This is a genomic window from Mycobacterium sp. NGS51 (assembly GCF_059812525.1).
In genome coordinates this window covers 1-23,285 of the sequence record NZ_JCALCV010000023.1, presented here as the reverse complement: position 1 = coordinate 23,285, position 23,285 = coordinate 1, and the positions used below count along the sequence as shown (strand labels likewise).

Below are 23,285 nucleotides of genomic sequence, written 5' to 3'. Positions count from 1 at the left end.
ACCGCTCACTCCGGGACGAATCGTTCTGTCCGGAGGCGTTCGAGGGCGCGGCCGTCCGTGAGTTCGGCGCGGTTCTCCGGGTGCTTCCAGTAATGGCGAATCATCCAGTACAGCGCGGCGCCGCTGGGCGCAAAGCCGCCGGTGTTCTTGAGAACGCGGCGCTTTCCGTCTTTCATCACGAAGACGGTGGGATGGCGAGCTTGCTTATCCGCGTATTCGTCGATGATGTCGACGACATCGACCCAGGACCCATCTTGGGTCAGCACAAGGTTGACCAGTTCGAATCCGGACGGACCAAGCCTCACATAGCCTGCCGTGCGGCGACGGGCGAAGGCGATCAGGCCCCCGCCAGAGATGGCCACCGCGAGAGCGACGAGGATTGGACTGCCGACTCGCCCGAAGTGCCCCGACGGTAGGTCGACAACACCGCGGGGCAGATTAATGAGGTACAACGTGCCGATAGCCACTATGGCGATCAGCATGACGAAGCCCAGCCCAATAAGTATCCGATCGGGATGCAGCGTAGTTCCCCGCGAATCGCTTGTTGCACGCAACGGCGACGTGGAGAAACTGACCCGAACTCCGAGTGCTGCTAGGCACGCGGGAACGATCACGCCACCGAGAACCATGACGGCGGTCAAGACCTGGCCATGCTGAAGCTTCTGGATGCCCAGCACCGCGGTAGCTATTGCGATGACTCCAAAGAGAACCGCTCCGAGCATCAACGTGACGCGTTTGTCGCGCCAATGCGGTGGTTGGGGTAGCTGGGTCATGAGCAGAACGCCTCGCCGACTTTATGACCGAGCGACTCCATCCATTTGCCAGCGTAATAAGCCCCGGCAACGGCTCCCGCTGGACCGGTGACGACATCGATGCCGGGAAAAGCACCACCGAACGCGCCACCCGCTACGCCACCTGCATAATCCCCTGCGACGCCGAATGTTCCGGCAATACCTGCTACACACGCATCGTGCAATGTCGGCGCTGAGCCCACCCCATAGATGGTGGTGAGTACGCCCAGCGCTGGTCCCGCATACCGCGCACCCTTGCCGATATTCTCAACGGCATCCATCGACAATCCCGGGATCCGCCCGCCGCGCTCGGCATAATCCTCTAATCCGGTCAGCGCGCCGCCAACGACCTTGGGAGCTGGTCCGGTGAAGAACGGGTTGTTCGGCGGTAAGACGCCGTGGCGACCGTCGGGCAGCGTAAAGGCGGCGGTGCGCTGACCGTCGGGCGTCATTGACCCGACGAACTGTGTTCCATCGGCCCAGCTGATGATTGTCTGAGTCGAGCCATTGGGTGTCTTGGTGGAGCTGGTTTTCGAAATCCAGTTGCCGTTGGCGTCCCAGTGTTCGTCAGTCGTCATTTCTGGGACACCGTGCGCGTAGTCGTAGTGGTATTCGGTCATGACATGTTTGCTGCCGTCCTGCATGGTGAGCGTTTTGACGTAATGGCCCTCCTTGTCGTAGCCCTGAGTGGTGTCCCGAACGGTCACGGCCATGTCCTCGCCGCGCACCAGTGACTGTTGGTACAGGCCGGGGCCGGTTGCCGGATTGGGAACCTCGTCCTGCGGACGGTGACCACCGGGCGTCATCATTCCAGCCATCCCAGTCGGAACGACGAATCCGAACCGTTGAGCTACTGCCGTGACATTTGATGCCGTGGTTTCGTCGGCGCTGCCGACGGCCGTAAGTAACGTGTTGACGGCGCCCTGCTCGGTTACCACCCGCGCGTTCAGTGTCGTCATTTGCTCAGCGGTCAGCGCCGCGGGTTTGATCAAGACGACCCATTGGTCGGTGATATGCAGGTCAGGATCCCGATCAATCTCATCCGCCTTACTCAGCAACGCGGCACGGGCGCTACCAATCGGGCCGGCACCATCCGCTAGCGCTTTGCCGATCGCAGCGGCATAGTCCGAAAAGCCTTGAGCCTGCTTGTGGCCACGGTCGAACATCTGCGACGCCGCATCATGTGCCGAACCGGACCAAGCCTTGGTTTCGGGCATGATCTTGAGATTGTTGTTGATCCGATCGACCGCCTCCTCCACCGAGTGGCCAGCCGTACCCACGGCAGGACCGGTGGAAGACAGTGAACTGGGGTTCCAGCGTTCAAGCCGTGGACGCGACGGGAGCATCGATCAGGCGAAGAGCTTATTGAAATTGCCCGCCAAGGCGCCGTCGGTGACTTCGTAGCGATCGCCTGCCCCACGCACTGCCACGCCCATGGCACTCACGGCCTCGGCAATCTTGTTGGCGGCTTCAGTCACATGACCGCCGACTAGCTGCGCCGCCCACTGCGTCGTGGAGCCGTCGAGCTGATCTGCCGCGGCAGACGCCTTGTGGCCGACATCGGCAGACTTGATGAGTTCTGACGCAGTGCTTACCTCACCGGCAAATGCGCGCAATACCTCCGGATCGACCAGCATCCCTACCCCTGCCTCGGATTGACTTTCTCTCTCAAGCGTCCGCCTGATACTAACCGCGGTTCGAGGTCGGCTCTGCCGCGAATTTCCGTCGTTCGGAGCTACCCAACGAGCCGGCGTCTGACGCCCGGCAAACTCAGCACTGGAATGGCGGCCATGTGGGAGAATCCGCACATGCAACCCACCGCTGTCCCAAACTTGTTGCCGCATTTGTGGAAGTCCACTTTGGTCTCGGGCATTCTGGCACTGTCCCTTGGCATTTTGACCTTGGTCTGGCCAGGTATCAGCATCCTGGTCGCGGCCATTGTGTTCGGCGCCTACCTGCTGGTGACCGGGATTGCGCAGGTGATCTTCGCGTTCAGCCTGCACGTCTCGGCCGGCGGACGGGTGCTGCTATTTATCAGCGGGGCAGCCTCGCTGATCCTGGCACTGCTGTGCTTCCGTAGCCTTGCGAATTCGATTCTGCTGCTGGCTATCTGGATCGGTATCGGTTTCATCTTCCGTGGTGTGGCCACCGCGATCTCCGCGATCAGCGACCCGGCCCTTCCGGGCCGCGGCTGGCAGATTTTCCTTGGTGTGATCAGCCTGCTCGCCGGGATCGTGCTGATTGCATCTCCGTTCGAATCCATCGGTGTGCTGGCCATTGTCGTCGGCATCTGGCTGATCGTTATCGGAGTGTTCGAGATCGTCTCGTCGTTCGGTATCCGCAGCGCATCCAAAGCGCTCAACCGCGGAATTGGCCAACCCATATCCAGCGAGCCTCCCGGAGCGATCTGACGGGTACGACCGTGACCTTCACGACATCGTGGTGGATCATCACGGGCACAGCTACTACACTGCGTCGTAGTTGGGCGTAGCAATACGCGCTCCGCAGTTTGGGGAGATGTGAGATGGACGTCGTCGACGTATCGCGGTGGCAGTTCGGGATCACCACCGTCTACCACTTCATATTCGTGCCACTCACGATCGGTCTGGCACCGCTGGTCGCTGTCATGCAGACGGTATGGGTGTTCACCGACAACGTCGCCTGGTATCGGCTCACCAAGTTCTTCGGCAAGTTGTTTTTGATCAACTTCGCCCTCGGCGTGGCAACCGGGATCGTGCAGGAATTCCAGTTCGGGATGAATTGGAGTGAGTATTCCCGGTTCGTCGGCGACGTCTTCGGCGCGCCATTGGCCATGGAAGGCCTGGCCGCATTCTTCTTTGAGTCCACCTTCATCGGGTTGTGGATCTTCGGTTGGAGCAGGCTACCCAGGCTGGTGCACCTGGCATGCATCTGGATTGTTGCGATCTCGGTCAACGTATCCGCGTTCTTCATCATTGCGGCCAACTCGTTCATGCAGCACCCGGTCGGCGCGCACTACAACCCGGAAACCAAACGTGCCGAACTGGACAGCATTATGGCCCTCTTCACGAATAACACTGCCCAGGCCGCGGTCTCACATGCCGTCACCGGCGCGTTGCTGACCGGCGGAACATTCGTCGCAGCGGTATGCGCGTGGTGGATGGTGCGCTCGCACAACGGAACCGCCAGCGACGATGCGCGCACCATGTACCGCCCAGCGACGATTATGGGATGCTGGGTCGCGCTTGCGGCGGCAGTCGGGTTGTTCTTCACCGGTGACGCGCAGGGCAAGTTGATGTTCGCCCAGCAGCCGATGAAAATGGCGTCGGCAGAATCACTGTGCGACACCGCCACCGACCCCGACTTCTCTATCCTGACCGTCGGCCGGCAGAACAACTGCGATGCGCTGACCCGCGTCATCGAGGTGCCCTATGTTCTGCCGTTTTTGGCCGAGGGCCGATTCAACGACGTGACGCTGCACGGCGTACGCGATATCCAGCGCGACTACCAAGACCGGTTCGGCGCAGGCGACTACCGACCCAACCTGTTCGTCACCTACTGGTCCTTCCGCGCGATGATCGGATTCCTGGCGATCCCGCTGCTGTTCGCACTCACCGCCTTGTGGCTGACTCGCCGCGGCCGGATTCCCGATCAGCGGTGGTTCTCGTGGCTAGCGTTATTGACCATTCCCGCACCGTTTTTGGCCAACAGCGCCGGTTGGGTATTCACCGAGATGGGCCGCCAGCCCTGGATCGTCGTGCCTAACCCCACCGGCGACCAGCAGGTCCGCCTCACCGTCACCGAAGGCGTGTCAAACCATGCGCCGGGCATGGTCGTCACCTCACTGGTGACATTCACGCTGGTGTATGCGGTGCTGGCGGTGATCTGGTTCTTTTTGCTGAAGCGCTATGTCGTGGAAGGACCGCAGGAACACGACGCCGAACCGGCGCCACCGAGCCCACCCGACGCCGACGAGGTGGCACCGCTGTCGTTCGCTTACTAGAGAGGAGTTGACCTGTGGCACTTCACCAGCTGTGGTTCGGCTTGCTCGCGGCATTGTTCCTCGGATTCTTCATCCTCGAGGGTTTCGACTTCGGGGTTGGCATGCTCATGGAGCCCCTGGCCCGGCTGGGCAGCGGCGACCCGGAGATGAATCGGCGAACCGCACTCAACACCATTGGCCCGGTATGGGATGGCAACGAGGTGTGGCTGATTACTGCCGGCGGAGCGATGTTCGCCGCATTCCCCGGCTGGTACGCCACCGTATTCTCCACGCTCTACCTGCCGCTGCTGGCGATCCTCTTCGGCATGATCCTGCGTGCGGTAGCCATCGAGTGGCGCGGCAAGATCGACGACACGCAGTGGCGCGGCTGGGCTGACTTCGGGATCGCGGCCGGCTCCTGGCTGCCGGCAGTGCTGTGGGGCGTAGCGTTCGCGATTCTGGTCCGCGGCCTCCCGGTGGACGCCGACCACCATGTCCACCTGTCGATCACCGATGTGCTCAACACCTATACGGTGCTGGGCGGTTTGGCTATGGCGGGCCTGTTCTTGTTCTACGGCGCGCTGTTCATCGCGCTGAAAACATCGGGCTCGATCCGCGACGACGCGTTGCGGATCTCCGGGTGGCTGTCACTGCCGGTGACGGCACTGGTTGGCGGCTTCGGGATTTGGACGCAACTGGCTCACGGCAAAACCTGGACCTGGCTGGTTTTGGCCACCGCGGTTATCGCGCAGTTGGCAGCGGTGGTGTTGGTGGCCGGCCGCAAGCGCGAAGGTTGGGCGTTCTTCTGCGCCGGCCTGGTCGTCGCCGCGGTGGTGGTGTTGTTGTTCGGCGCGTTGTATCCGAACCTGGTGCCATCGACGCTGAACCCGCAATGGAGCGTGACGATCGAGAACGCGTCCTCCACCCCGTACACATTGAAGATCATGACGTGGGCGGCGGCGATCTTCGCACCGTTGGCCATGGTGTACCAAGGGTGGACGTATTGGGTTTTCCGTCAGCGTATTTCGGCTGATCGGATACCGCCGGCGATCGGTCTGGTGAGGCGAGCATCCTGAACGCGAGCAGTCGGGCACCGCTGGACCCGCGATTGTGGCGGAGGTCTGCCCCACTGCGTAGCTTCTTGGCGGCGACCGTGTGCTGCGGTGTAGTGATCTCCGCCTGCGCGATCGGCTCGGCGATCATGCTGGCGCACATTGTCGCTCGGGTAATCACCGATCCCGCCGGACGCAATCTCCTGCAGTGGGCGCCGGTGCTGTCGACCCTGTCGGCGTTGTGGGCGGTTCGGACTGTGACGCAATGGTTTCAGGCACGATTAGGCCAACGCGGGGCCAGCGCGGTGATCGCCGATCTCAGCGGTCAGGTACTCACGGCGGTGACGATGCGAGAACCCCGGCGACAAGCAGAACAGCATGACGCCGCCGCGGTAGTGGTCACGCGCGGACTGGACGGGTTGCGCCCGTACCTCACCGCATACCTGCCCGCGTTGCTGCTGGCGGCGATCCTGACCCCCGCCAGCGTGATCGTGCTGGGTGCCTACGATCTCAAATCGGCGGTGATAGTGCTGATCACCCTGCCGCTCATTCCGGTCTTCATGGTGTTGATCGGCATGGCGACCGCCGACCGCTCGGCAGCGGCACTCGCCGCGATGACCACGCTGCAGGCCCGGCTGCTGGATTTGATCGCCGGGATTCCCACCCTGCGTGCTCTCGGGCGTGCCAGCGGCCCCGAGCATCGCATCGCCGAACTCGGCGCAGCTCACCGGCGTTCGGCAATGGCGACGCTGCGGATCGCCTTCCTCTCCGCGTTGGTGCTTGAGCTGCTGGCCATGCTGGGTGTCGCCGTCGTCGCGGTCAGCATCGGTCTACGGCTGGTGTTCGGTGAAATCAGCCTCACCGCAGCGTTGACGGTCTTGCTACTGGTTCCCGACGCGTACTGGCCGCTGCGGCGCATTGGCGTGGAGTTCCACGCCGCCCAGGACGGTCGCACCGCGGCGGACAAGGCGTTCGCGTTGATCGAGGGCTCAGCGGGCGCGGTGCGCGGATCGCGCACGGTGACCGCCCGCGGCGCGACGATCAGGATCGAGGAGCTCAGTGTTGCGGGCCGTGACGGCTGGTCACCGCGTGAACTCAGCGCCGTGCTCGAGCCCGGTCAGGTGACCGTGCTCACCGGGGCCAACGGGGTCGGCAAAAGTACCACCTTGCAGGTGATCGCGGGTATCACCATGCCCACGTCGGGCCGGGTCACCGTGGTCGGTATCGACGTCACCGACTTGGACCCGTCGGCGTGGTGGCGTGAAGTGTCCTGGCTGGCACAGCGGCCGGTAATAGTGCCTGGCACCATCGCCGACAACCTGGTTCTGTTCGGCCAACTGCCCGATGGTGAAAGCGCCTGCGCCGCATCTGGATTTGATGCGGTGCTGGCGGACCTGCCGGACGGACCGCGCACCGTGATCGGCCGTGGCGGTGTCGGCCTGTCGGTGGGTCAGCGGCAGCGCCTCGGCCTGGCTCGCGCGCTCGGTTCGGCGGCGCCGGTGCTGCTGCTCGACGAGCCCACCGCCCACCTCGACGCGGAAACCGAAGCCGGGGTGTTACAGGCGATCATCGAACGAGCCCGCGCCGGTGCGACCGTGGTGGTTGTCGGACATCGTCAGCAAGTCGTCGGGATCGGCGATCAAGTCGTCGAGGTCTGTGCGGAGGATCATGCCCACGTCTGATCCTTTGCCGACCGCGCTGCGGTTACTACGCCCGCGCCTGCCGCGACTGCTGCTGGCCATCACACTCGGCGCGCTCTCGTTGACCAGCGGGTTGGCGCTGGCCGGAGTATCGGCCTGGCTGATTACCCGTGCGTGGCAGATGCCGCCGGTGCTGGATCTATCGGTCGCCGTGGTGGCGGTACGGACATTCGCGATTTCCCGTGGGGTACTGCACTATTGCGAGCGGCTGGCCAGCCATGACACCGCACTGTGCGCTGCGGGAGCCGCCCGCACCGAGATCTATCATCGCCTGGCGCACGGACCGGCCGAAATCGCGGCCCGGCTGCACAGCGGCGAACTAGTTGCCCGGGTTGGCACTGATGTCGACCAGTTGGCCGACGCGCTGGTCCGCGCCGTGTTGCCCATCAGCGTTGCGGCGGTACTGGCCGTGGCGGCGACGGCCGTCGTCGCGGTCATCTCCGTACCGGCCGCAGTGATCATGGCGCTCTGCCTGCTAGCTGTTGGTGTCGTCGCGCCCTGGCTGGCCGCGCGCGCGGCAACTGCCCAGGAAGTCCTGGCGCAGCAGCATCACTCGGACCGAAACGTCTCGGCGATGCTGGCGCTGGACCACGGGTCTGAGCTACGCGTCGGCGGCACTCTGCCCGGCGTTATCACTGAGTCTCAGCAGCGCCAGTGTAATTGGGGCGCCGCCATCGACTCCGTTGCAAAACCGGCCGCGGTCGCCGAGGCGATGCCGACCGCCGCGATCGGAGTCAGCGTGCTGGGCGCCGCGGTGGCGGGCATCGCCATGGCCGGTACCGTCGCTCCGACGACACTGGCGATTTTGATGTTGTTGCCACTGTCGGCCTTCGAGGCCACGCTGGCGCTACCGGCCGCCGCCGTCCAATTGACGCGGTCACGGCTGGCCGCGCGACGCCTGCTCGACCTGCTTCCCGCAGCGCCGCCGCCTAACCGGACCACCCGGGTCACGCCACCGGCTTGGACAGCGGGCCGACTCCGTGCGGTGGATGTGCGTAGTGGTCATCCCGGGTCGCGCGCGCTGCACCCCTGGACCATTGATCTGGCCCCAGGCGCCAGGCTGGCCGTCACCGGTGCCAGCGGCTCGGGCAAAACCACACTGCTGATGACGCTTGCCGGGTTGCTCCCCCCGTTGCACGGGGACGTCACTCTCGACGGCGTGTGCCTCGACAGCATTGCTGAGCCTGAATTACGCTCTGCTATCGGCTTTTTCGCCGAAGATGCGCATATCTTCGCGACCACTGTGCGGGACAACTTGTTGGTAGCACGAGGCGACTGCCGAGATGACGAGCTGGCCGCGATCCTGCGGCGGGTCGGCCTCGACGGGTGGGCGACCGGCCTCCCCGATGGTTTGGGGACGGTGTTGGAGGGCGGAGCGCAGGCGCTGTCGGCGGGCCAACGCAGGCGACTGTTGCTGGCCCGGGCGATGATCTCGCCGGCGCGAATCGTACTGCTCGATGAACCGACCGAACATCTCGATGCCGCTGACGCCGAACCGCTTCTGCGTGCTCTCCTCGACCCGGCCAGTGGGGTCATCGACGAACAACGATCCGTCGTGGTGGCCACCCACCAGTTGCCCCATTCCATCCACTGTGCCGAACTAGCCATAGGTGATGGCAGGTACCCTGGCTGACAGTCGTCCACGCCGCCCGATCCGGAGAGCGAGCCATGACCGAATTCCCCGACGGACCGTCGGAGAAGCCCGGAACGCCTGAGAAGAGTACGGAAACCGGAACGCCGTACCAGCAGTATCCGTACCAATATCCATATCCGCCCGGCGACTATCTGACGCCACGCCAAACGTATTTCGGTTATCCGACGCCCCCTGTTGCGCCACGGAACGGACTCGGCGTTGTCGCGCTGGTGGTGGCCATTGTTGGACTGGCGATGGTGTGGTCGGTCTTCGGCGGCGTCATCCTCGGAATCGCTGCCGTGGCGGTCGGATTTTTCGGATGGTCGCGGGCCAAACGCGGCCGCGCCAACAATGGCGGAGTCGCCATCGCCGGTATCGCACTGGGCATCGTGGCGATCGTCGTCGGCTTGGCCTTCATTCCGATCTGGTTTGCGCTTTGGAAAGACGTCGGCGGTGACACCTACTTTGACTGCCTGGAGAACGCCGGCTCGAACCGAACCCGCCAACAGCAGTGCGCGGATCAGTTCCGGGAAAAGGTCCAGAACCGCATCAGCGGCACGCTGACAACTCCCCCGCCCACGCCGTAGGCGCCAGTTCAAAGCCGCCGTCGTCGCGGGATGAACTCCAGCGACATCAGCACGTAGAGCAGCGGAACCACCTGGGTCAATCTCACCAGCGCATACCGCCGGTCACCCAGCGAACGGAACTTGCGCAGATAGCGGTACAGCGATTCGAGCGCGATCAGCGGGTCGCCAAGGTGAATCAGCCGGTAGAAAATGCTCTGCGTCCGTGAGCGCTGCTTTTCGTCGAAGATCTCCGGGAACGCAGCGAATGCCAACGATAGCCGTTGTGCCCCAGCCTCTTTAGCAGCGTTAACCATGTCGACACTGAGCCGCTCGTCGATTCCGTTGGGCGACCCGCGTCGGCGCCACGGCACGTCGAGAGACAGATCGCTTCCACCGCCGGCAACCGCGTAGCGGTGGAAGCCCTGTACTCGTCCCGCGGCGTCCCTGGCCACGATCAATTGCACCCCTGGGTAGCGGCCTTCCAACGCGCCGTCGAGCGCCATCGAAAATCCGCGTTCGGTGTGGGCGCCGCTGGGCGACGCTTTCAGCACTTCGGTCAGTTCGGCAAGTTGCTGCGGGTCGAGGTTCTGTTCGCACAGGATCTCGGTGGTGATACCGCAATTGTGGGTGCGCTTGACGGCCTGACGTAGATTGCGGAACTTACGGCCGACCATTTCGAAGTCGCGCACGTCGATAACGACATCTCGACCGATCGGCACCGCCCGCAACGGCTGTCCCAGCGCGGCTGCGTCGCTCCACAGCTCGAGTTTTCGCTCGCTGCAACACAACACCACAATCCGCCAACCGCGGGTGTGGCACATACCCGCGAAATCGGCGACCAGTTGCGGAAATTGCGCTTCGTCGCCGATCGGGTCACCGCTGACGACGGCATACCCGATGCGGGTGCAGTATGCCAGGGCCGCCCTACCGTCGGAACTGAAGTGGTAACACTTGCCCACCTGCATGGCGAACGGTGCCAGCGGATCCCCGGCGGTTGCTTGGATCAACGCCCACACCTTGGGCAGATCCGCCGGTTGCGGGCGCGCCGCTGTTGGCCACATCAGCGCCAGCCCCGTCCCGGCGACCAGTAGATGGCCCAGCAGATCGAAGGACAGCACGTGCGCGGCGATGCCGGCGAACAACATGAAGACCGCAACCGCCGCGTGCTTGGCCGTCACCGGACGACCCAGGAAGATGCCACGGGCGATCAGCGCGACCGCGGCCAGCACCGTCAGCGACCATGCCAACCGGCCCGCGGGCTCCCAGTCGGCCTGCAAGTGTTCGCGGACAACGATCGCGATCAGCCAGCACGTCGCGCCGAGCAGGGCAAATGCGCCAATCCAGCGCGCCGCGGGCGAATCGACGTGAACGACGACCCGCTCGCCTGCGCGGACGCTGGGCGCGACGCCGACCGACGACTGGTTCACACGCTCCTCCGGTTGCTCTACGTGGCCATTCCGGTCTAGGTGTAATACCCAGAACGCTACGCCTCGACCCTGATTGCTGTACTGGTGTGGCGCGCGTCGCAATCAGATCGTTGCCGTATGCCGCCGCTCGGTCGTTATCCCCGTGAACTGGGAAAATATTTGACGACGCCTTCCTGCACCACCGTGGCTACTGGCTGTCCGGAACGATCGAAGAAATAGCCGGTGCCCAACCCACGCGAATCCGTCGCCACCGGCGACGACGTGGAGTACAGCACCCAGTCGTCGAAATTGACCTGGCGGTGAAACCACACCGAGTGATTGACGGTGGCGGCAAAAATGCGGTCGAATCCCCACGACAGCCCATGGGTGGTGATGATCGAGTCCAGCACCGTGGTGTCCGAGCAGTACAGCATCGTCGCGGTGTGCAGCGTGGGGTCGTCGGGCAGCTTCCCGTCGGCTTTCACCCAGACACGGTTGTAGTCGAGCCGCTCTCCCTTGTCGCGCATCACCCAGGATGGGTCGTTGGTGTAGCGCCACTCGATCGGCTGCAGTGCGTTGACGAACAACGGAACTTTGTCCTCGTAGCCGCGCAGCTGCTCTTTGACCGGTGTCAAAGCATCCGGTTGGGCGACATCGGGCGGTTCGATGTTGTGCTCGAGGCCGCGTCCGCCGGACAGGTACGAGATCATTCCGGTCGCCAGCAATGTGCCGTTCTGCGTCACATCGATGCGGCGGTTGGCGAAGCGGCGTTCGTCGCGCAACCGCAACACCCGGAATTCGATGTCCTTGTCGATGTCGCCGCCGTTGACGAAGTGAACGGAGAACGCGTTGGCCGGCAGGTCGCGGGTCAGTGTGCGACTGGCCGCCACGAACGATTGCGCCATGAGCTGGCCGCCGAAGGTTCGAGGCGGATTCTTGCTCGCGTGCGATCCGATGAAGACGTCGTCGGCCACGCAGTGAAGATCCAGTATCGCCATCAACTCGTCGAAGTCGGACACGTTCTAGACGTCGTCCTCGCCGATGCGGTGCACGTGGATCAAGTTGGTGGAGCCGACGGTGCCGGGCGGGGCGCCCGCGACGATGACGACGAGATCACCGCGTTTGTAGCGGCCAAGATCGAGCAACGCTTTGTCGACTAAACGGATCATCGCGTCGGTGGACTGCATCGTCGGAACGATGAAAGTCTCGGTGCCCCATGTCATCGCAAGTTGGCTGCGCACCTCGGGCAGTGGCGTGAAGGCCAGCAGCGGCAGTGGGGTGTGCAATCGGGCCAGCCGCCGCACAGTATCCCCGGACTGGGTGAATGCGACAAGGGCTTTGGCGTCGAGCCGCTCGCCGATGTCGCGCGCGGCGTAGGAGATCACGCCGCGTTTGGTGCGGGGCACGTGCGTCAGCGGCGGTGCGGCTGTCGAATTCTCTTCGACGGCGCAGACAATCCGTGCCATCGTCTGCACTGCGGCGAGCGGGTGCTTGCCGACGGCGGTTTCTCCGGACAGCATCAGCGCGTCCGCGCCGTCCAGCACTGCGTTGGCGACGTCGGACGCCTCGGCGCGAGTCGGGCGGGAGTTCTCGATCATCGAGTCGAGCATCTGGGTGGCGACGATGACGGGTTTCGCGTTCTCCCGGGCCATTTGGATGGCCCGCTTCTGCACCAGCGGGACTTCTTCGAGTGGCAGCTCTACGCCTAAGTCACCTCGGGCCACCATCACGGCATCGAAGGCCAGTACCACCGCTTCCAGATTGTCGATGGCTTCTGGCTTCTCGAGTTTGGCGATCACCGGTACCCGGCGCCCGACGCGGTCCATCACCTCATGCACCAACTCGACATCGGACGGCGACCGCACGAACGACAGCGCCACCATGTCGACACCCAGGTCCAGTGCGAACTCCAGATCCTCAATGTCCTTCTCCGACAAGGCAGGAGCCGACACGTTCATCCCGGGCAGCGACATTCCCTTGTTGTTACTGACCGGCCCACCTTCGGTGACGGTGCAGACCACGTCGTCGCCGTCGATGTCTTCGACCACCAAGCCGACCTTGCCGTCGTCGATCAGAACCCGGTCACCGGGGAGTGCATCTTGGGCCAACTGTTTGTAGGCCGTTGACACTCGATCGTGGCTGCCCGGGCAATCAGCGACGGTGATCCGCACCGTTTCGCCGTTCGCCCAGTAAGTCGGGCCGTCTGCGAACCGGCCCAATCGGATCTTCGGGCCCTGTAGGTCAGCCAGCAGCCCGACAGCGCGACCGGTGGCGTCCGAAGCCGCGCGAACGCGTTCGTAAGCGGCCTTGTGATCGCTGTAGTCGCCGTGGCTGAAGTTCATTCGGGCGACGTCCATTCCAGCCTCGACCAGCGCTCTGACCGACTCGTCGGTGTTGCTGGCCGGGCCGAGAGTACAGACAATCTTGCCGCGCCGCGTCACGACGACACAGCATAGTCGCGGTGGCCGACCTACCCGGTAACGAGCATCGGAACCAGCGGGAAACCAGGCAGGTTGCGCAGCACGGACCACGCGATTGTGGCGATCGCAACAGTGACGATCGCAGGCAACGGCAGGACCGCTTTGTGGCGGTGGCGGCGCAGCAGGATCCACGCCGCCAGCAGCGGAAGGCCGATGAGCACAAACATGTTGTCGGCGACTGCGGCGACGAGATCGCCGTGCAGTACGTCGTGCGTCACGCGAAGCCCCCCGCACAACGGGCAGTTCCAGCCGGTGAGCAGCCGGAACGGGCAGGCGGGGTAGATCGAATTCTGCTGATGGGGGTCCACCAGGCCGACGTATGCGACGGCGCCAATCAGCAGCGCCCCAGAACCGATTACACCTCGGCTAGGGTCCATCGCGCAGTGGCCGGCCCTGCGGGTCGCGCACCTTGTCGGTGAGTATCAACACGGCGTCGACGATGCCCCAGATGACGGCGCCAACCGTGAAGGTCACCAGGCCCACAATCATCTGCGCGATGCCCAGCCCGGTCTGACCCAGGTAGATGCGGCCGACACCAACGATGCCGACCAGTCCGAGCAGTTGCAGAAGGCCGGCCACGACCTTCGATTTGTCCGACAGCGGCTCGCCGGTCACGGGGTGCCGACCGTAGGGCGCCGCCGGGTCGGCAACGTTGCCCGGCGGATACGGCTGCGGTGGCGGCGGCGAATACGGCGGATAGCCCGGTTGCTGCGGACGCGATTCACCAGAAGAGTCGGTCACGTCCTTCAGCATGCCAGTTCCGCTGGCGATCGCGGGTCGTTACCTTGTCGACCTGCGCCTTAGCCTGCTCAGCCGTGACCTCCACCCCGTTGAGGCGGGACTGATCGGTGCAGCCACATCCGGCGCCGATTCTTCGGCGTCGTCTTCGGCGGCGGGTGGTTCGCTTTCGCCGGCGATGACGTCGGCTGGTTCGGGCTCTTCCTCAGCCTCTTCGGGCTCGACTTCCTCAACCTCAGACTCGGGCGCCTCGACCTCCGCTTCTGATTCCTCGGCCTCCTCCGCTTCACCCTCGGGCTCGGGCTCCTCGGCTACGTCTTCTGCCTCTGGCGGCTCAGCTTCAGCGTCAGCTTTCTCACCTTCAGCCTCAGGCTCGGCTTCGGCCTCAGCCTCCGGTTCCGCTTCCTCGGCTTCCTCCGCTTCACCCTCGGGCTCGGGCTCCTCGGCTACGTCTTCTGCCTCTGGCGGCTCAGCTTCAGCGTCAGCTTCCTCACCTTCAGCCTCAGGCTCGGCTTCGGCCTCAGCCTCCGGTTCCGCTTCCTCGGCTTCCTCCGCTTCACCCTCGGGCTCGGGCTCCTCGGCTACGTCTTCTGCCTCTGGCGGCTCAGCTTCAGCGTCAGCTTCCTCACCTTCAGCCTCAGGCTCGGCTTCGGCCTCAGCCTCCGGTTCCGCTTCCTCGGCCTCCTCCGCTTCACCCTCGGGCTCGGGCTCCTCGGCTACGTCTTCTGCCTCTGGCGGCTCAGCGTCAGCCTCAGGCTCGGCGTCCGCCCCTACCTCGGCCACGGCCGCATCGGCTTCAGCTTCTTCGGCCGCTGCCGCGACCGCCTCCGATTCGTCATCGGCAGCCTGCGTCGCCGCCGTATCGAGCTCCTCGGGCTCGACCGCTTCGGCTTCCGCCGCTGTCGCCGGTTCTCCGGAATCAACCGACTCCGCAGTACCCGCGCCCGCGGCGGCGGATGCCACAGGTGCAAGCTCCGCAGCCCGCCCCGACTCCGGTTTCTCGCCAGCCGTCGCGGCGGGCGCCCCCAGATCCTCGCGGCCCTTGGGAGCCAGAATGAGATAGACCACGGCACCGATGAAGACGAACGTCGCTGTGAAGGAGTTGACTCGGATCCCGGCGATGTGGGTCGCAGCGTCGTCGCGTAGCAGCTCGACACAGAATCTTCCGAAGCAATACCCGGCGACGTATAGCGCAAACAGTCGGCCATGCCCGATTCTGAATCGTCGATCGAGATAAATCAGCGCGACGAATACCAGGACGTTCCAGAGTAATTCGTAGAGAAACGTCGGGTGCACGACGACGCACAATTCGCCGGTCGATACGCCGTCAAGTGGTTGTTGGCCGCTACATCCGTACGGGCCGCGGCTGAAGATCTCTAAGCCCCACGGCAACGTGGTTTCCCGGCCGTAGAGCTCCTGGTTGAAGTAATTTCCGAGCCGACCGATCGCCTGCGCCAACACAATTCCGGGCGCGACCGCATCAGCAAAGGCGGGAAGTGGGATACCGCGATGTCGGCAGCCTATCCACGCACCGACCCCGCCCAGGGCCACCGCGCCCCAAATGCCCAACCCGCCATCCCAAATGCGCAACGTCGCGAGCGGACCTAAGCCGAACTCACCGAAATACGTCCGCCAATCGGTGGCCACATGATAGAGCCGGCCGCCGATCAGCCCGAAAGGCACGGCCCACAGCGCGATGTCGTAGATGACCCCGCGCTCCCCGCCCCGAGCAACCCACCGGCGATCACCGATCACCAGCGCGGCCACGATGCCGATGATGATGAACACCGCGTAGGCCCGGATCGGGACGGGTCCCAGATACCACACTCCTCGTGGCGGACTGGGAAAATAGGCAAGAACGGTTGTCGTCATTATGTGGAAATCCTTTGGCGCACACCCACAGCAAGCTCTTCGGTCAGTGCGCGGAGCGCGGTGACGCCGTCGGCCAGCGCTGACACCAGCGCCGACCCGACGATGACCCCGTCAGCGTATCCGGCGATTTCCGCCGCCTGCTCAGCCGACCGCACACCCAGGCCGACGCCGACGGGTATATCGGAAACCGCTCGTACCCGGCGCACTAACTCGGGGGCGGCCTGCGACACCGCGTTACGCGCACCGGTGACACCCATGATCGATGCAGCGTAGACGAAGCCCCGTGATGCGTCGGCCGTCGCCGCCAAGCGCTGCGGCGTCGACGACGGCGCGACGAGGAAGATGCGATCCAACCGGTGCTCCTCGGAGGCAGCCAACCACTCGTCGGCCTCGTCGGGGATGAGGTCCGGCGTGATCAGGCCATGGCCGCCGGCCGCCGCGAGGTCCCGCGCGAACGCGTCAACCCCATAGCGCAGCACCGGGTTCCAATAGGTCATCACGACCGCGCGGCCACCGGCCGCGCTGATGGCCTCAACAGCGGCCAAGGTGTCTCGCACGCGAACACCGCCACGAAGCGCGACCTCGGAAGCCGTCGCGATCGTCGGCCCGTCCATTCCGGGATCCGAATACGGAACGCCGACTTCGACCAAGTCGCACCCTGATTCGACCAACGCGGTCATCGCGCTGATTGACGCGGGAACGTCGGGGTATCCCGTGGGCAGATAACCGATCAGCGCTGCCCGGTTGTCTCGACGGCATGAACTGAACAGCTCGGCGAGTCGGCTTGCTTCGCTCTGCTCGACAATCACGAACGGCCCTCATCCGATGAACCGGTAAGCAGGCCGAACCACTTCGCTGCGGTTTCAACGTCTTTGTCACCGCGGCCAGACAAATTCACCACGATGACCGCTCCCCTGCCCATCTCGACGCCCAACTTGAGCGCGCCTGCCACGGCGTGCGCAGATTCGATGGCAGGGATGATGCCCTCGGTCCGGCAGAGCAGACTGAACGCGTCCATTGCCTCGGTATCGGTGATCGGCCGGTACTCGGCGCGGCCGATTTCTTTAAGCCATGCGTGTTCTGGGCCGACGCCGGGATAGTCCAGTCCTGCTGAAATCGAGTGTGACTCAATGGTTTGACCGTCCTCGTCCTGCAACAGATAGGAGAACGACCCCTGGAACGCGCCCGGCGACCCGCCGGTGAACGTTGCGGCATGGCGCCCGGTTTCGACGCCGTCGCCGGCGGCTTCGAACCCGATCAGCCGAACACCGGGGTCGTCGAGGAACGCGTGGAAAATCCCGATGGCGTTGGATCCGCCTCCGACACACGCTGTCACGGCGTCGGGCAATCGCCCGGCCTGATCCTGGATCTGCACGCGCGTTTCGAGTCCGATGACCCGCTGGAAATCGCGCACCATGGTCGGAAACGGATGCGGTCCCGCGGCAGTGCCGAAGCAGTAGTAGGTGTTGTCGGCGTTGGTGACCCAATCTCGAAAAGCCTCGTTGATCGCATCTTTGAGAGTTTTCGAGCCGGATTCCACCGACACCACCTCGGCGCCCAGTAACCGCATGCGGGCTACGTTGAGCGCTTGGCGCGCCGTGTCGACCGCGCCCATATAGATGACGCACTCCAGACCGAGAAGCGCGCACGCCGTGGCGGTCGCCACCCCGTGCTGGCCGGCGCCGGTCTCGGCGATCACCCGGGTCTTACCCATTTGGCGGGCCAGCAAGGCCTGCCCAAGCACGTTATTGATTTTGTGAGAACCGGTGTGGTTCAGGTCTTCTCGCTTGAGGAATATCCGCGCACCGCCAGCGTGCTCGGACAGGCGTGCGGCTTCGTACAGCGGGGACGGCCGACCGGTGTAGTGCGCCTGCAACTTATCGAGGGCGTCCAGGAACCCCTGATCGGTACGGGCCTTGTCGTAGGCCGCGGTGACCTCCTCGATCACCGCCATCAACGCCTCGGCGACGAATCGGCCGCCGTACGCACCGAAATGCCCTCGCGAATCGGGGTCGTGGCTAGTCGGTTCGGCGATGGCCGCGCTGGAACGCGGGAGTTCCGGACCGGAAAAATCTGCCATCACTCAATGTCCATGCGGACTAGCTGATCTAGCGGGCCGGCTTCGGGCAAGAGGGATGCCTGCCCGCGGTGACCAGGTCGGCGACGGCGGCGCGGGGATCGCCGCTGGTGACCAGACCCTCGCCGACCAACACCGCGTCAGCACCGGCGCCGGCATAGGCCAGCAGATCGGCAGTGCCCCGCACGCCGGATTCGGCAATTCTGATCACGTCGGTCGGTAGCCCAGGAGCGATGCGGGCGAAGCAATCCCGGTCGACTTTGAGCGTCATCAGATCGCGGGCGTTCACCCCGATCACCCGGGCGCCGGCTTTGAGCGCGCGGTCGGCTTCTTCCTCGGTGTGGACCTCGACCAGCGCAGTCATGCCGAGCGACTCGGTGCGCTCCAACATTGACACCAACGCCGACTGTTCAAGCGCGGCAACGATGAGCAGCAGCATGTCTGCGCCATGGGCACGCGCCTCGTGAATCTGATAGGGCCCCACCACAAAGTCTTTACGCAACACCGGCACCGACACGGCCGCGCGCACCGCATCGAGATCAGCCAGCGAACCATGGAACCGGCGCTGCTCGGTCAGCACGCTGATAATTCGCGCGCCGCCGTCCTCGTAGGTGCGGGCCAGCTTGGCCGGGTCGGCGATCGACGCCAGTTGACCCGCCGACGGACTGGCACGTTTGACTTCGGCGATAACTGCGATTCCCGGCTCACGAAGCGCTGCCATCACATCCAGCGGCGCTGGCATCGCTTCGGCGGCGGCTTTGATCTCGGGCAGGCTCACGACGGCTTCGCGAGCGGCAACGTCGGCGCGGACTCCCTCGATGATGGAGTCGAGCACGGTTGCCGAACTCATACCTGTCGGTCCTTCCCCGCGGGCCCCGCAGATTTCGATGACGTTCACCGAAAGGGTAGCGGCCGTCAGCGCGCGGTCCGTCACCGACCCTCGGAGTCCGGGTCGTGTCGCGTCGGGTCACGGCCCTCGTCGAGCGCATCCCAGATCATCCGCTCCGACATGTCCCCGTCGTGCTGCTCTGCCTGCGCTCGTCGGACCGCTGGCGCGACATATTTCGTGGCACCCGTCGGGGCGGCCGACCGCATCAGCAATACCGCCGCGACCAGCGTGCATACCGCTGCCACCAGGGTTATCGCCGCACCGGTGTGATACCGCTGGCTTCCGACCAGCGTCAGTAGCGAAACGTGCGCGAGGTCAGCTGCTCGCACCGCCACGTCCCGCACCACCCACTGGCTGACAGCGAGATAACCGATCGCCAGGCTGGCTGCTGCCACCAATACCGCCAGCATGCGCAGCGGCCAGCCGCGCACGGCCACCGTGGCCACCGCTGTGACCAGTAGCAACACCGCCAACGGCAGCAGAGCCGTCGACCACGACCCGCCGGAGAGGGTAACGGCCTTGGGTTGTCCGAGCCCGTCGAACGACTCGACCGCGACCCACGGCAGCCGCGAGGCCGCCCACAACCCCGCTGCCGCAATCACCAGCAGCAGTTGGGCGATCCGGATCGCCAGCCGCCCCCGTCCAGGGTCAGCCATTGCGGCCGGTGTCCGGGGCGGAGAGCGTCTCCGCGGCGGCGATCGCGTTCAGCACCGCACGGGCCTTATTCGTCGCCTCGGTGTGCTCGTAGGGGCCGTTGGAGTCGGCCACCACTCCGCCGCCGGCCTGCACATAGGCGGTGCCGTCGCGCATCAGCGCGGTGCGGATCGCGATCGCGAAATCGGCGTTACCGGCGAAGTCGAGGTAGCCGATCACGCCGCCGTACAGGCCGCGCCGCGTCATCTCCACCTCTTCGATCAGCTCCATCGCGCGCACCTTCGGCGCGCCGGACAGCGTGCCCGCCGGGAAGCAGGCGGTCACCGCGTCCAGCGCGGTGCGGCCCTCGGCCAGCAGCCCGGTCACCGTGGAGACCAGGTGCATGACGTGGCTGTAGCGCTCGATGTGGCTGTAGTCCTCGACGCGCACGGTGCCGGGCACGCAGACCCGGCCGAGATCATTGCGACCCAGATCCACCAGCATCAGGTGCTCGGCGCGCTCCTTGTCGTCGTGGAGCAGTTCCTTCTCCAGCAGCTGGTCTTCTTCCTCGGTCTGCCCGCGCCACCGGGTCCCGGCGATCGGATGGGTTGTCGCCCACTGGTCCTGCACGGTGACTAACGCCTCCGGGCTGGATCCCACGACCGAAAATGCCGTTCCGCCAGCATCATTCGGCACATGCAGCAGGTACATATAGGGGCTGGGGTTGGATACCCGCAGCATTCGGTAGACATCCATCGGTGCGACATCGGTGTCCATCTCGAAGCGCTGCGACGGCACCACTTGAAACGCTTCGCCGCGCTCGATTTCCCCGACCAGACGCTCGACGATCCCGCCGTACTCCGCCACGGTGCGCTGGGCCCGGTGTCGCGGCTCGGGTCTGGTGAAGGTGGCGACGGTCGAGGGCAGCGGCTGACTCAGCGCCGCGGTCATCACGTCGAGCCGGGCGATCGCGTCGTCGTAAGCCCAGTCCACCCGCTCGTCGGTGCCGTTCCAGTTGACCGCGTTGGCGATCAGCGTGATGGTGCCCTCGTGGTGGTCGACGGCGGCCAGATCGGTGGCCAGCAGCAGCAGCATGTCGGGCAGCTGAAGGTCGTCGGTGGCCAATGCGGGCAGGCGTTCCAGCCGTCGCACCAGGTCGTAGGCGAAGAAGCCCACCATGCCGCCCGAGAGCGGCGGAAGTCCGGGCAGCGCCGCGGTGGCCAACAACTCGAGCGTGGCATCCAGAGCCGCTAGCGGATCACCACCGGTGGGCGCGTCCTGGGGCACGGTGCCCAGCCAGGCCGCTTCGCCATCGCGCACGGTCAACGCCGACGGCGCGCCGGCGCCGATGAACGACCACCGTGACCACGACCGGCCGTTCTCGGCCGATTCCAGCAGGAAGGTTCCCGGCCGGTTGTCGGCCAGTTTGCGGTAGGCCGACAGCGGCGTCTCGGCGTCGGCCAACACCTTGCGTGTCACGGGGACTACCCGGTGCTCGGCTGCGAGCGCGCGGAAGTCCTCGCGTGAGGTGGTGGCGAGGTCGGCATGCACCCCTACATCTTCCAAGCCATCTTCGGCGACACCGCGTCGACCCCCGGCGTAGCGTGACGGCCATGAAAACCGGTGACACCGTGACCGACTTCGAGCTTCCCGACCAGACCGGAGCACCGCGCACGTTGAGTGCCCTGCTTGCCGACGGGCCCGTCGTGCTGTTCTTCTATCCCGCAGCGATGACACCGGGCTGTACCCGCGAGGCGTGCCACTTCCGTGACGTGGCCGGTGAGTTCGCCGCCGTCGGCGCGCAACGGGTCGGCATCAGCACCGACGCGGTGGACAAGCAGGCCAAGTTCGCCGACGCGCACAGCTTCGACTACCCGTTGCTGTCGGATGCCGATGGCGCGGTTGCTGCCCAGTTCGGGGTCAAGCGCGGGCTGCTCGGCAAGCTGATGCCGGTGAAGCGCACGACGTTTGTCATCGACACCGATCGCAGAGTGCTCGACGTGATTGGCAGCGAGTTCAACTTCAATTCGCATGCCGACAAGGCGCTGGCGACGCTGCGGTCACGGTCGTCGGCATAGCCCGGATGCCGGCCTGACGAATATCTCGATTCCGCCGGTAGGGCGGTCAGCGCGGGAGCATCGTTGATGCCATGACGCAGCAATCGCTTCTGCGCGCCAACGACGGCCTGCCGCGCGGCGTGCAGGGTGCCGCAGATCCGCGTTTCGGAGCGGTGGTCCGGTTGTTCGCGCAGCTCTTCCCGGGCCGCCGCTTCGGCGGTGGCGCGCTGTCGGTGTATATCGACGGGCGGCCGGTCGTCGACGTGTGGACCGGGTGGTCCGACCGAGCCGGCGAGGTGCGCTGGACGGCCGACACCGGGTCGATGGTGTTCTCTGCGACCAAGGGAGTCGCCGCAACCGTCATCCACCGGCTGGTCGACCGCGGACTGCTGTCCTACGACGCGCCCGTCGCCGAGTACTGGCCGGAATTCGGCGCCAACGGCAAATCCGGCATCACCGTCCGCGACGTGCTGCGGCATCGCACCGGACTGTCACATCTCAACGGCGTCAGCAAAACCGAGTTAATGGATCACCACCTGATGGAGGAACGACTGGCCGCCGCGCCGGTCGATCATCTGCACGGGCTCCCCGCCTACCACGCGTTGACCTACGGCTGGCTGCTGTCGGGACTGGCCCGATCGGTGACCGGGCTGGGAATGCGCGAACTTTTTCGCACCGAGGTGGCGCGTCCGCTCGACACCGACGGTGTCCATCTCGGCCGCCCACCTGCCGACGCACCCACCCAGGTGGCACAGATCCTGGTGCCGCAAAGCGGGCAAGCCAATCCGATCGTCAACTTCGTCGCACCCAAAGTCGCCGGGCTACGGTTTTCCGGGGTTTTGGGCGCGATGTATTTCCCGGGAATGAAATCCTTTGTGCAAGGCGACATCCCATTCCTCGACGGTGAAGTCCCAGCAGCCAACGGCGTCGTGACCGGTCGTGGGCTGGCCAAGATGTATGCCGCACTTGCCAACAACGGACGCGCCGAGGGCGCCGCCGAGCTCCTCTCCGGCGAGTTGGCGCGTGGCCTGGCCGGTCGACCCAAGGTACTGCCCGATCTGAATATGTTCGTGCCCATGCCATTCCATCTGGGTTATCACGAATCCCCGATCCCCGGACTGCTCAAGGGATTCGGGCACATCGGTTTGGGCGGAACCCTCGGCTGGGCTGATCCGGAAACCGGCAGCGCGTTCGGCTATGTCCACAACCGACTGCTGACCCCGATGGTCTTCGACATGGCCTCGTTCGCGGGCTTGGCGCGGCCGATGCGCAGTGCAATCACCGCGGCACGCCATACCGGACCGATGGAGGTGCCTCACTACGGTGCGCCCTTCCCCGCACCGGATCGTCGGCGAGCCAGCAAGCGCAGGGCGGCGGTGGGCCGGCGCTGACCTAGAAGGGTGGCGGCTGGTTGCGTTCTTCGATGTGGG

22 protein-coding genes are annotated in these 23,285 nt (G+C 65.0%); 8 read left to right on the top strand and 14 right to left on the bottom strand.

Annotated features, from left to right (window positions below; genetic code table 11):
• Window positions 1–5: 5 nt before the first annotated feature.
• From AC5Y5W_RS22275 to AC5Y5W_RS22265, 3 genes are all read right to left on the bottom strand, one after another.
• A complete protein-coding gene (locus AC5Y5W_RS22275) occupies window positions 6–773 on the bottom strand; it encodes a hypothetical protein (RefSeq protein ID WP_500013094.1) in 768 nt (255 codons plus the stop codon).
• The gene (locus tag AC5Y5W_RS22270) at window positions 770–2,071 is read right to left on the bottom strand and encodes a WXG100 family type VII secretion target (protein ID WP_500013092.1); all 1,302 of its coding nucleotides are present in this window, start codon (window positions 2,069–2,071) and stop codon (window positions 770–772) included. Before AC5Y5W_RS22270 ends, AC5Y5W_RS22275 begins: the two co-directional genes overlap by 4 nt.
• 69 nt (window positions 2,072–2,140) lie before the next feature.
• The gene (locus tag AC5Y5W_RS22265) at window positions 2,141–2,428 is read right to left on the bottom strand and encodes a hypothetical protein (protein WP_500013090.1); all 288 of its coding nucleotides are present in this window, start codon (window positions 2,426–2,428) and stop codon (window positions 2,141–2,143) included.
• A 144-nt stretch (window positions 2,429–2,572) separates the two neighbouring features.
• On the opposite strand from AC5Y5W_RS22265, the gene AC5Y5W_RS22260 reads away from it, so the two are divergent.
• The 6 genes from AC5Y5W_RS22260 (at window position 2,573) to AC5Y5W_RS22235 (ending at window position 9,724) form a co-directional block, all read left to right on the top strand.
• On the top strand, window positions 2,573–3,202 hold the full coding sequence (locus AC5Y5W_RS22260; RefSeq protein ID WP_500013088.1) for an HdeD family acid-resistance protein: 630 nt from the start codon (window positions 2,573–2,575) through the stop codon (window positions 3,200–3,202).
• A 113-nt stretch (window positions 3,203–3,315) separates the two neighbouring features.
• Window positions 3,316–4,773 carry a cytochrome ubiquinol oxidase subunit I gene (locus AC5Y5W_RS22255; RefSeq protein WP_500013086.1) on the top strand — a complete coding sequence of 486 codons (1,458 nt, stop codon included), beginning with the start codon at window positions 3,316–3,318 and terminating at the stop codon, window positions 4,771–4,773.
• Window positions 4,774–4,787: 14 nt separating this feature from the next.
• The gene (gene cydB / locus AC5Y5W_RS22250) at window positions 4,788–5,828 is read left to right on the top strand and encodes a cytochrome d ubiquinol oxidase subunit II (protein ID WP_500013084.1); all 1,041 of its coding nucleotides are present in this window, start codon (window positions 4,788–4,790) and stop codon (window positions 5,826–5,828) included.
• 77 nt (window positions 5,829–5,905) lie between these two features.
• Window positions 5,906–7,486, top strand: a complete 1,581-nt coding sequence (gene cydD, locus AC5Y5W_RS22245) for a thiol reductant ABC exporter subunit CydD (protein WP_500013174.1) — start codon at window positions 5,906–5,908, stop codon at window positions 7,484–7,486.
• Window positions 7,473–9,137, top strand: coding sequence for a thiol reductant ABC exporter subunit CydC (gene cydC / locus AC5Y5W_RS22240; RefSeq protein ID WP_500013082.1), 1,665 nt, complete (start codon window positions 7,473–7,475; stop codon window positions 9,135–9,137). Before cydD ends, cydC begins: the two co-directional genes overlap by 14 nt.
• Before the next feature lie 35 nt (window positions 9,138–9,172).
• Window positions 9,173–9,724: a DUF4190 domain-containing protein gene (locus tag AC5Y5W_RS22235; RefSeq protein WP_500013080.1), complete on the top strand. Its 552-nt coding sequence runs from the start codon at window positions 9,173–9,175 to the stop codon at window positions 9,722–9,724.
• Between the two features lie 8 nt (window positions 9,725–9,732).
• On the opposite strand, the gene AC5Y5W_RS22230 is transcribed toward AC5Y5W_RS22235, so the two are convergent.
• The 11 genes from AC5Y5W_RS22230 to AC5Y5W_RS22180 form a co-directional block, all read right to left on the bottom strand.
• The gene (locus AC5Y5W_RS22230; RefSeq protein WP_500013078.1) at window positions 9,733–11,130 is read right to left on the bottom strand and encodes a bifunctional lysylphosphatidylglycerol flippase/synthetase MprF; all 1,398 of its coding nucleotides are present in this window, start codon (window positions 11,128–11,130) and stop codon (window positions 9,733–9,735) included.
• Between the two features lie 134 nt (window positions 11,131–11,264).
• The gene (locus AC5Y5W_RS22225) at window positions 11,265–12,107 is read right to left on the bottom strand and encodes an acyl-CoA thioesterase II (RefSeq protein ID WP_500013173.1); all 843 of its coding nucleotides are present in this window, start codon (window positions 12,105–12,107) and stop codon (window positions 11,265–11,267) included.
• A gap of 24 nt (window positions 12,108–12,131) precedes the next feature.
• On the bottom strand, window positions 12,132–13,550 hold the full coding sequence (pyk, locus tag AC5Y5W_RS22220) for a pyruvate kinase (protein ID WP_499890110.1): 1,419 nt from the start codon (window positions 13,548–13,550) through the stop codon (window positions 12,132–12,134).
• Between the two features lie 29 nt (window positions 13,551–13,579).
• Complete coding sequence (locus AC5Y5W_RS22215; protein ID WP_500013076.1) at window positions 13,580–13,966, bottom strand: DUF2752 domain-containing protein; 387 nt, start codon at window positions 13,964–13,966, stop codon at window positions 13,580–13,582.
• Window positions 13,956–14,342: a TM2 domain-containing protein gene (locus tag AC5Y5W_RS22210; protein ID WP_500013074.1), complete on the bottom strand. Its 387-nt coding sequence runs from the start codon at window positions 14,340–14,342 to the stop codon at window positions 13,956–13,958. The genes AC5Y5W_RS22215 and AC5Y5W_RS22210 overlap by 11 nt, the downstream gene beginning before the upstream one ends.
• 27 nt (window positions 14,343–14,369) lie before the next feature.
• Complete coding sequence (gene lgt / locus AC5Y5W_RS22205) at window positions 14,370–16,199, bottom strand: prolipoprotein diacylglyceryl transferase (RefSeq protein WP_500022626.1); 1,830 nt, start codon at window positions 16,197–16,199, stop codon at window positions 14,370–14,372.
• A complete protein-coding gene (trpA, locus tag AC5Y5W_RS22200) occupies window positions 16,199–17,008 on the bottom strand; it encodes a tryptophan synthase subunit alpha (protein WP_500014043.1) in 810 nt (269 codons plus the stop codon). Before trpA ends, lgt begins: the two co-directional genes overlap by 1 nt.
• A complete protein-coding gene (trpB, locus tag AC5Y5W_RS22195; RefSeq protein ID WP_500014041.1) occupies window positions 17,005–18,279 on the bottom strand; it encodes a tryptophan synthase subunit beta in 1,275 nt (424 codons plus the stop codon). The genes trpA and trpB overlap by 4 nt, the downstream gene beginning before the upstream one ends.
• A 28-nt stretch (window positions 18,280–18,307) precedes the next feature.
• Complete coding sequence (trpC, locus tag AC5Y5W_RS22190; protein WP_499898779.1) at window positions 18,308–19,126, bottom strand: indole-3-glycerol phosphate synthase TrpC; 819 nt, start codon at window positions 19,124–19,126, stop codon at window positions 18,308–18,310.
• An 80-nt stretch (window positions 19,127–19,206) separates the two neighbouring features.
• A complete protein-coding gene (locus tag AC5Y5W_RS22185) occupies window positions 19,207–19,821 on the bottom strand; it encodes a TIGR02234 family membrane protein (RefSeq protein ID WP_500014039.1) in 615 nt (204 codons plus the stop codon).
• Window positions 19,814–21,349, bottom strand: coding sequence for an anthranilate synthase component I (locus tag AC5Y5W_RS22180; RefSeq protein ID WP_500014037.1), 1,536 nt, complete (start codon window positions 21,347–21,349; stop codon window positions 19,814–19,816). The genes AC5Y5W_RS22185 and AC5Y5W_RS22180 overlap by 8 nt, the downstream gene beginning before the upstream one ends.
• A 62-nt stretch (window positions 21,350–21,411) precedes the next feature.
• On the opposite strand from AC5Y5W_RS22180, the gene AC5Y5W_RS22175 reads away from it, so the two are divergent.
• Together AC5Y5W_RS22175 and lipL are read left to right on the top strand one after the other, a co-directional pair.
• A complete protein-coding gene (locus tag AC5Y5W_RS22175; protein ID WP_499890137.1) occupies window positions 21,412–21,876 on the top strand; it encodes a peroxiredoxin in 465 nt (154 codons plus the stop codon).
• 71 nt (window positions 21,877–21,947) lie between these two features.
• Window positions 21,948–23,246, top strand: a complete 1,299-nt coding sequence (lipL, locus tag AC5Y5W_RS22170; RefSeq protein WP_500014035.1) for an esterase/beta-lactamase LipL — start codon at window positions 21,948–21,950, stop codon at window positions 23,244–23,246.
• Window positions 23,247–23,285 lie beyond the last annotated feature (39 nt).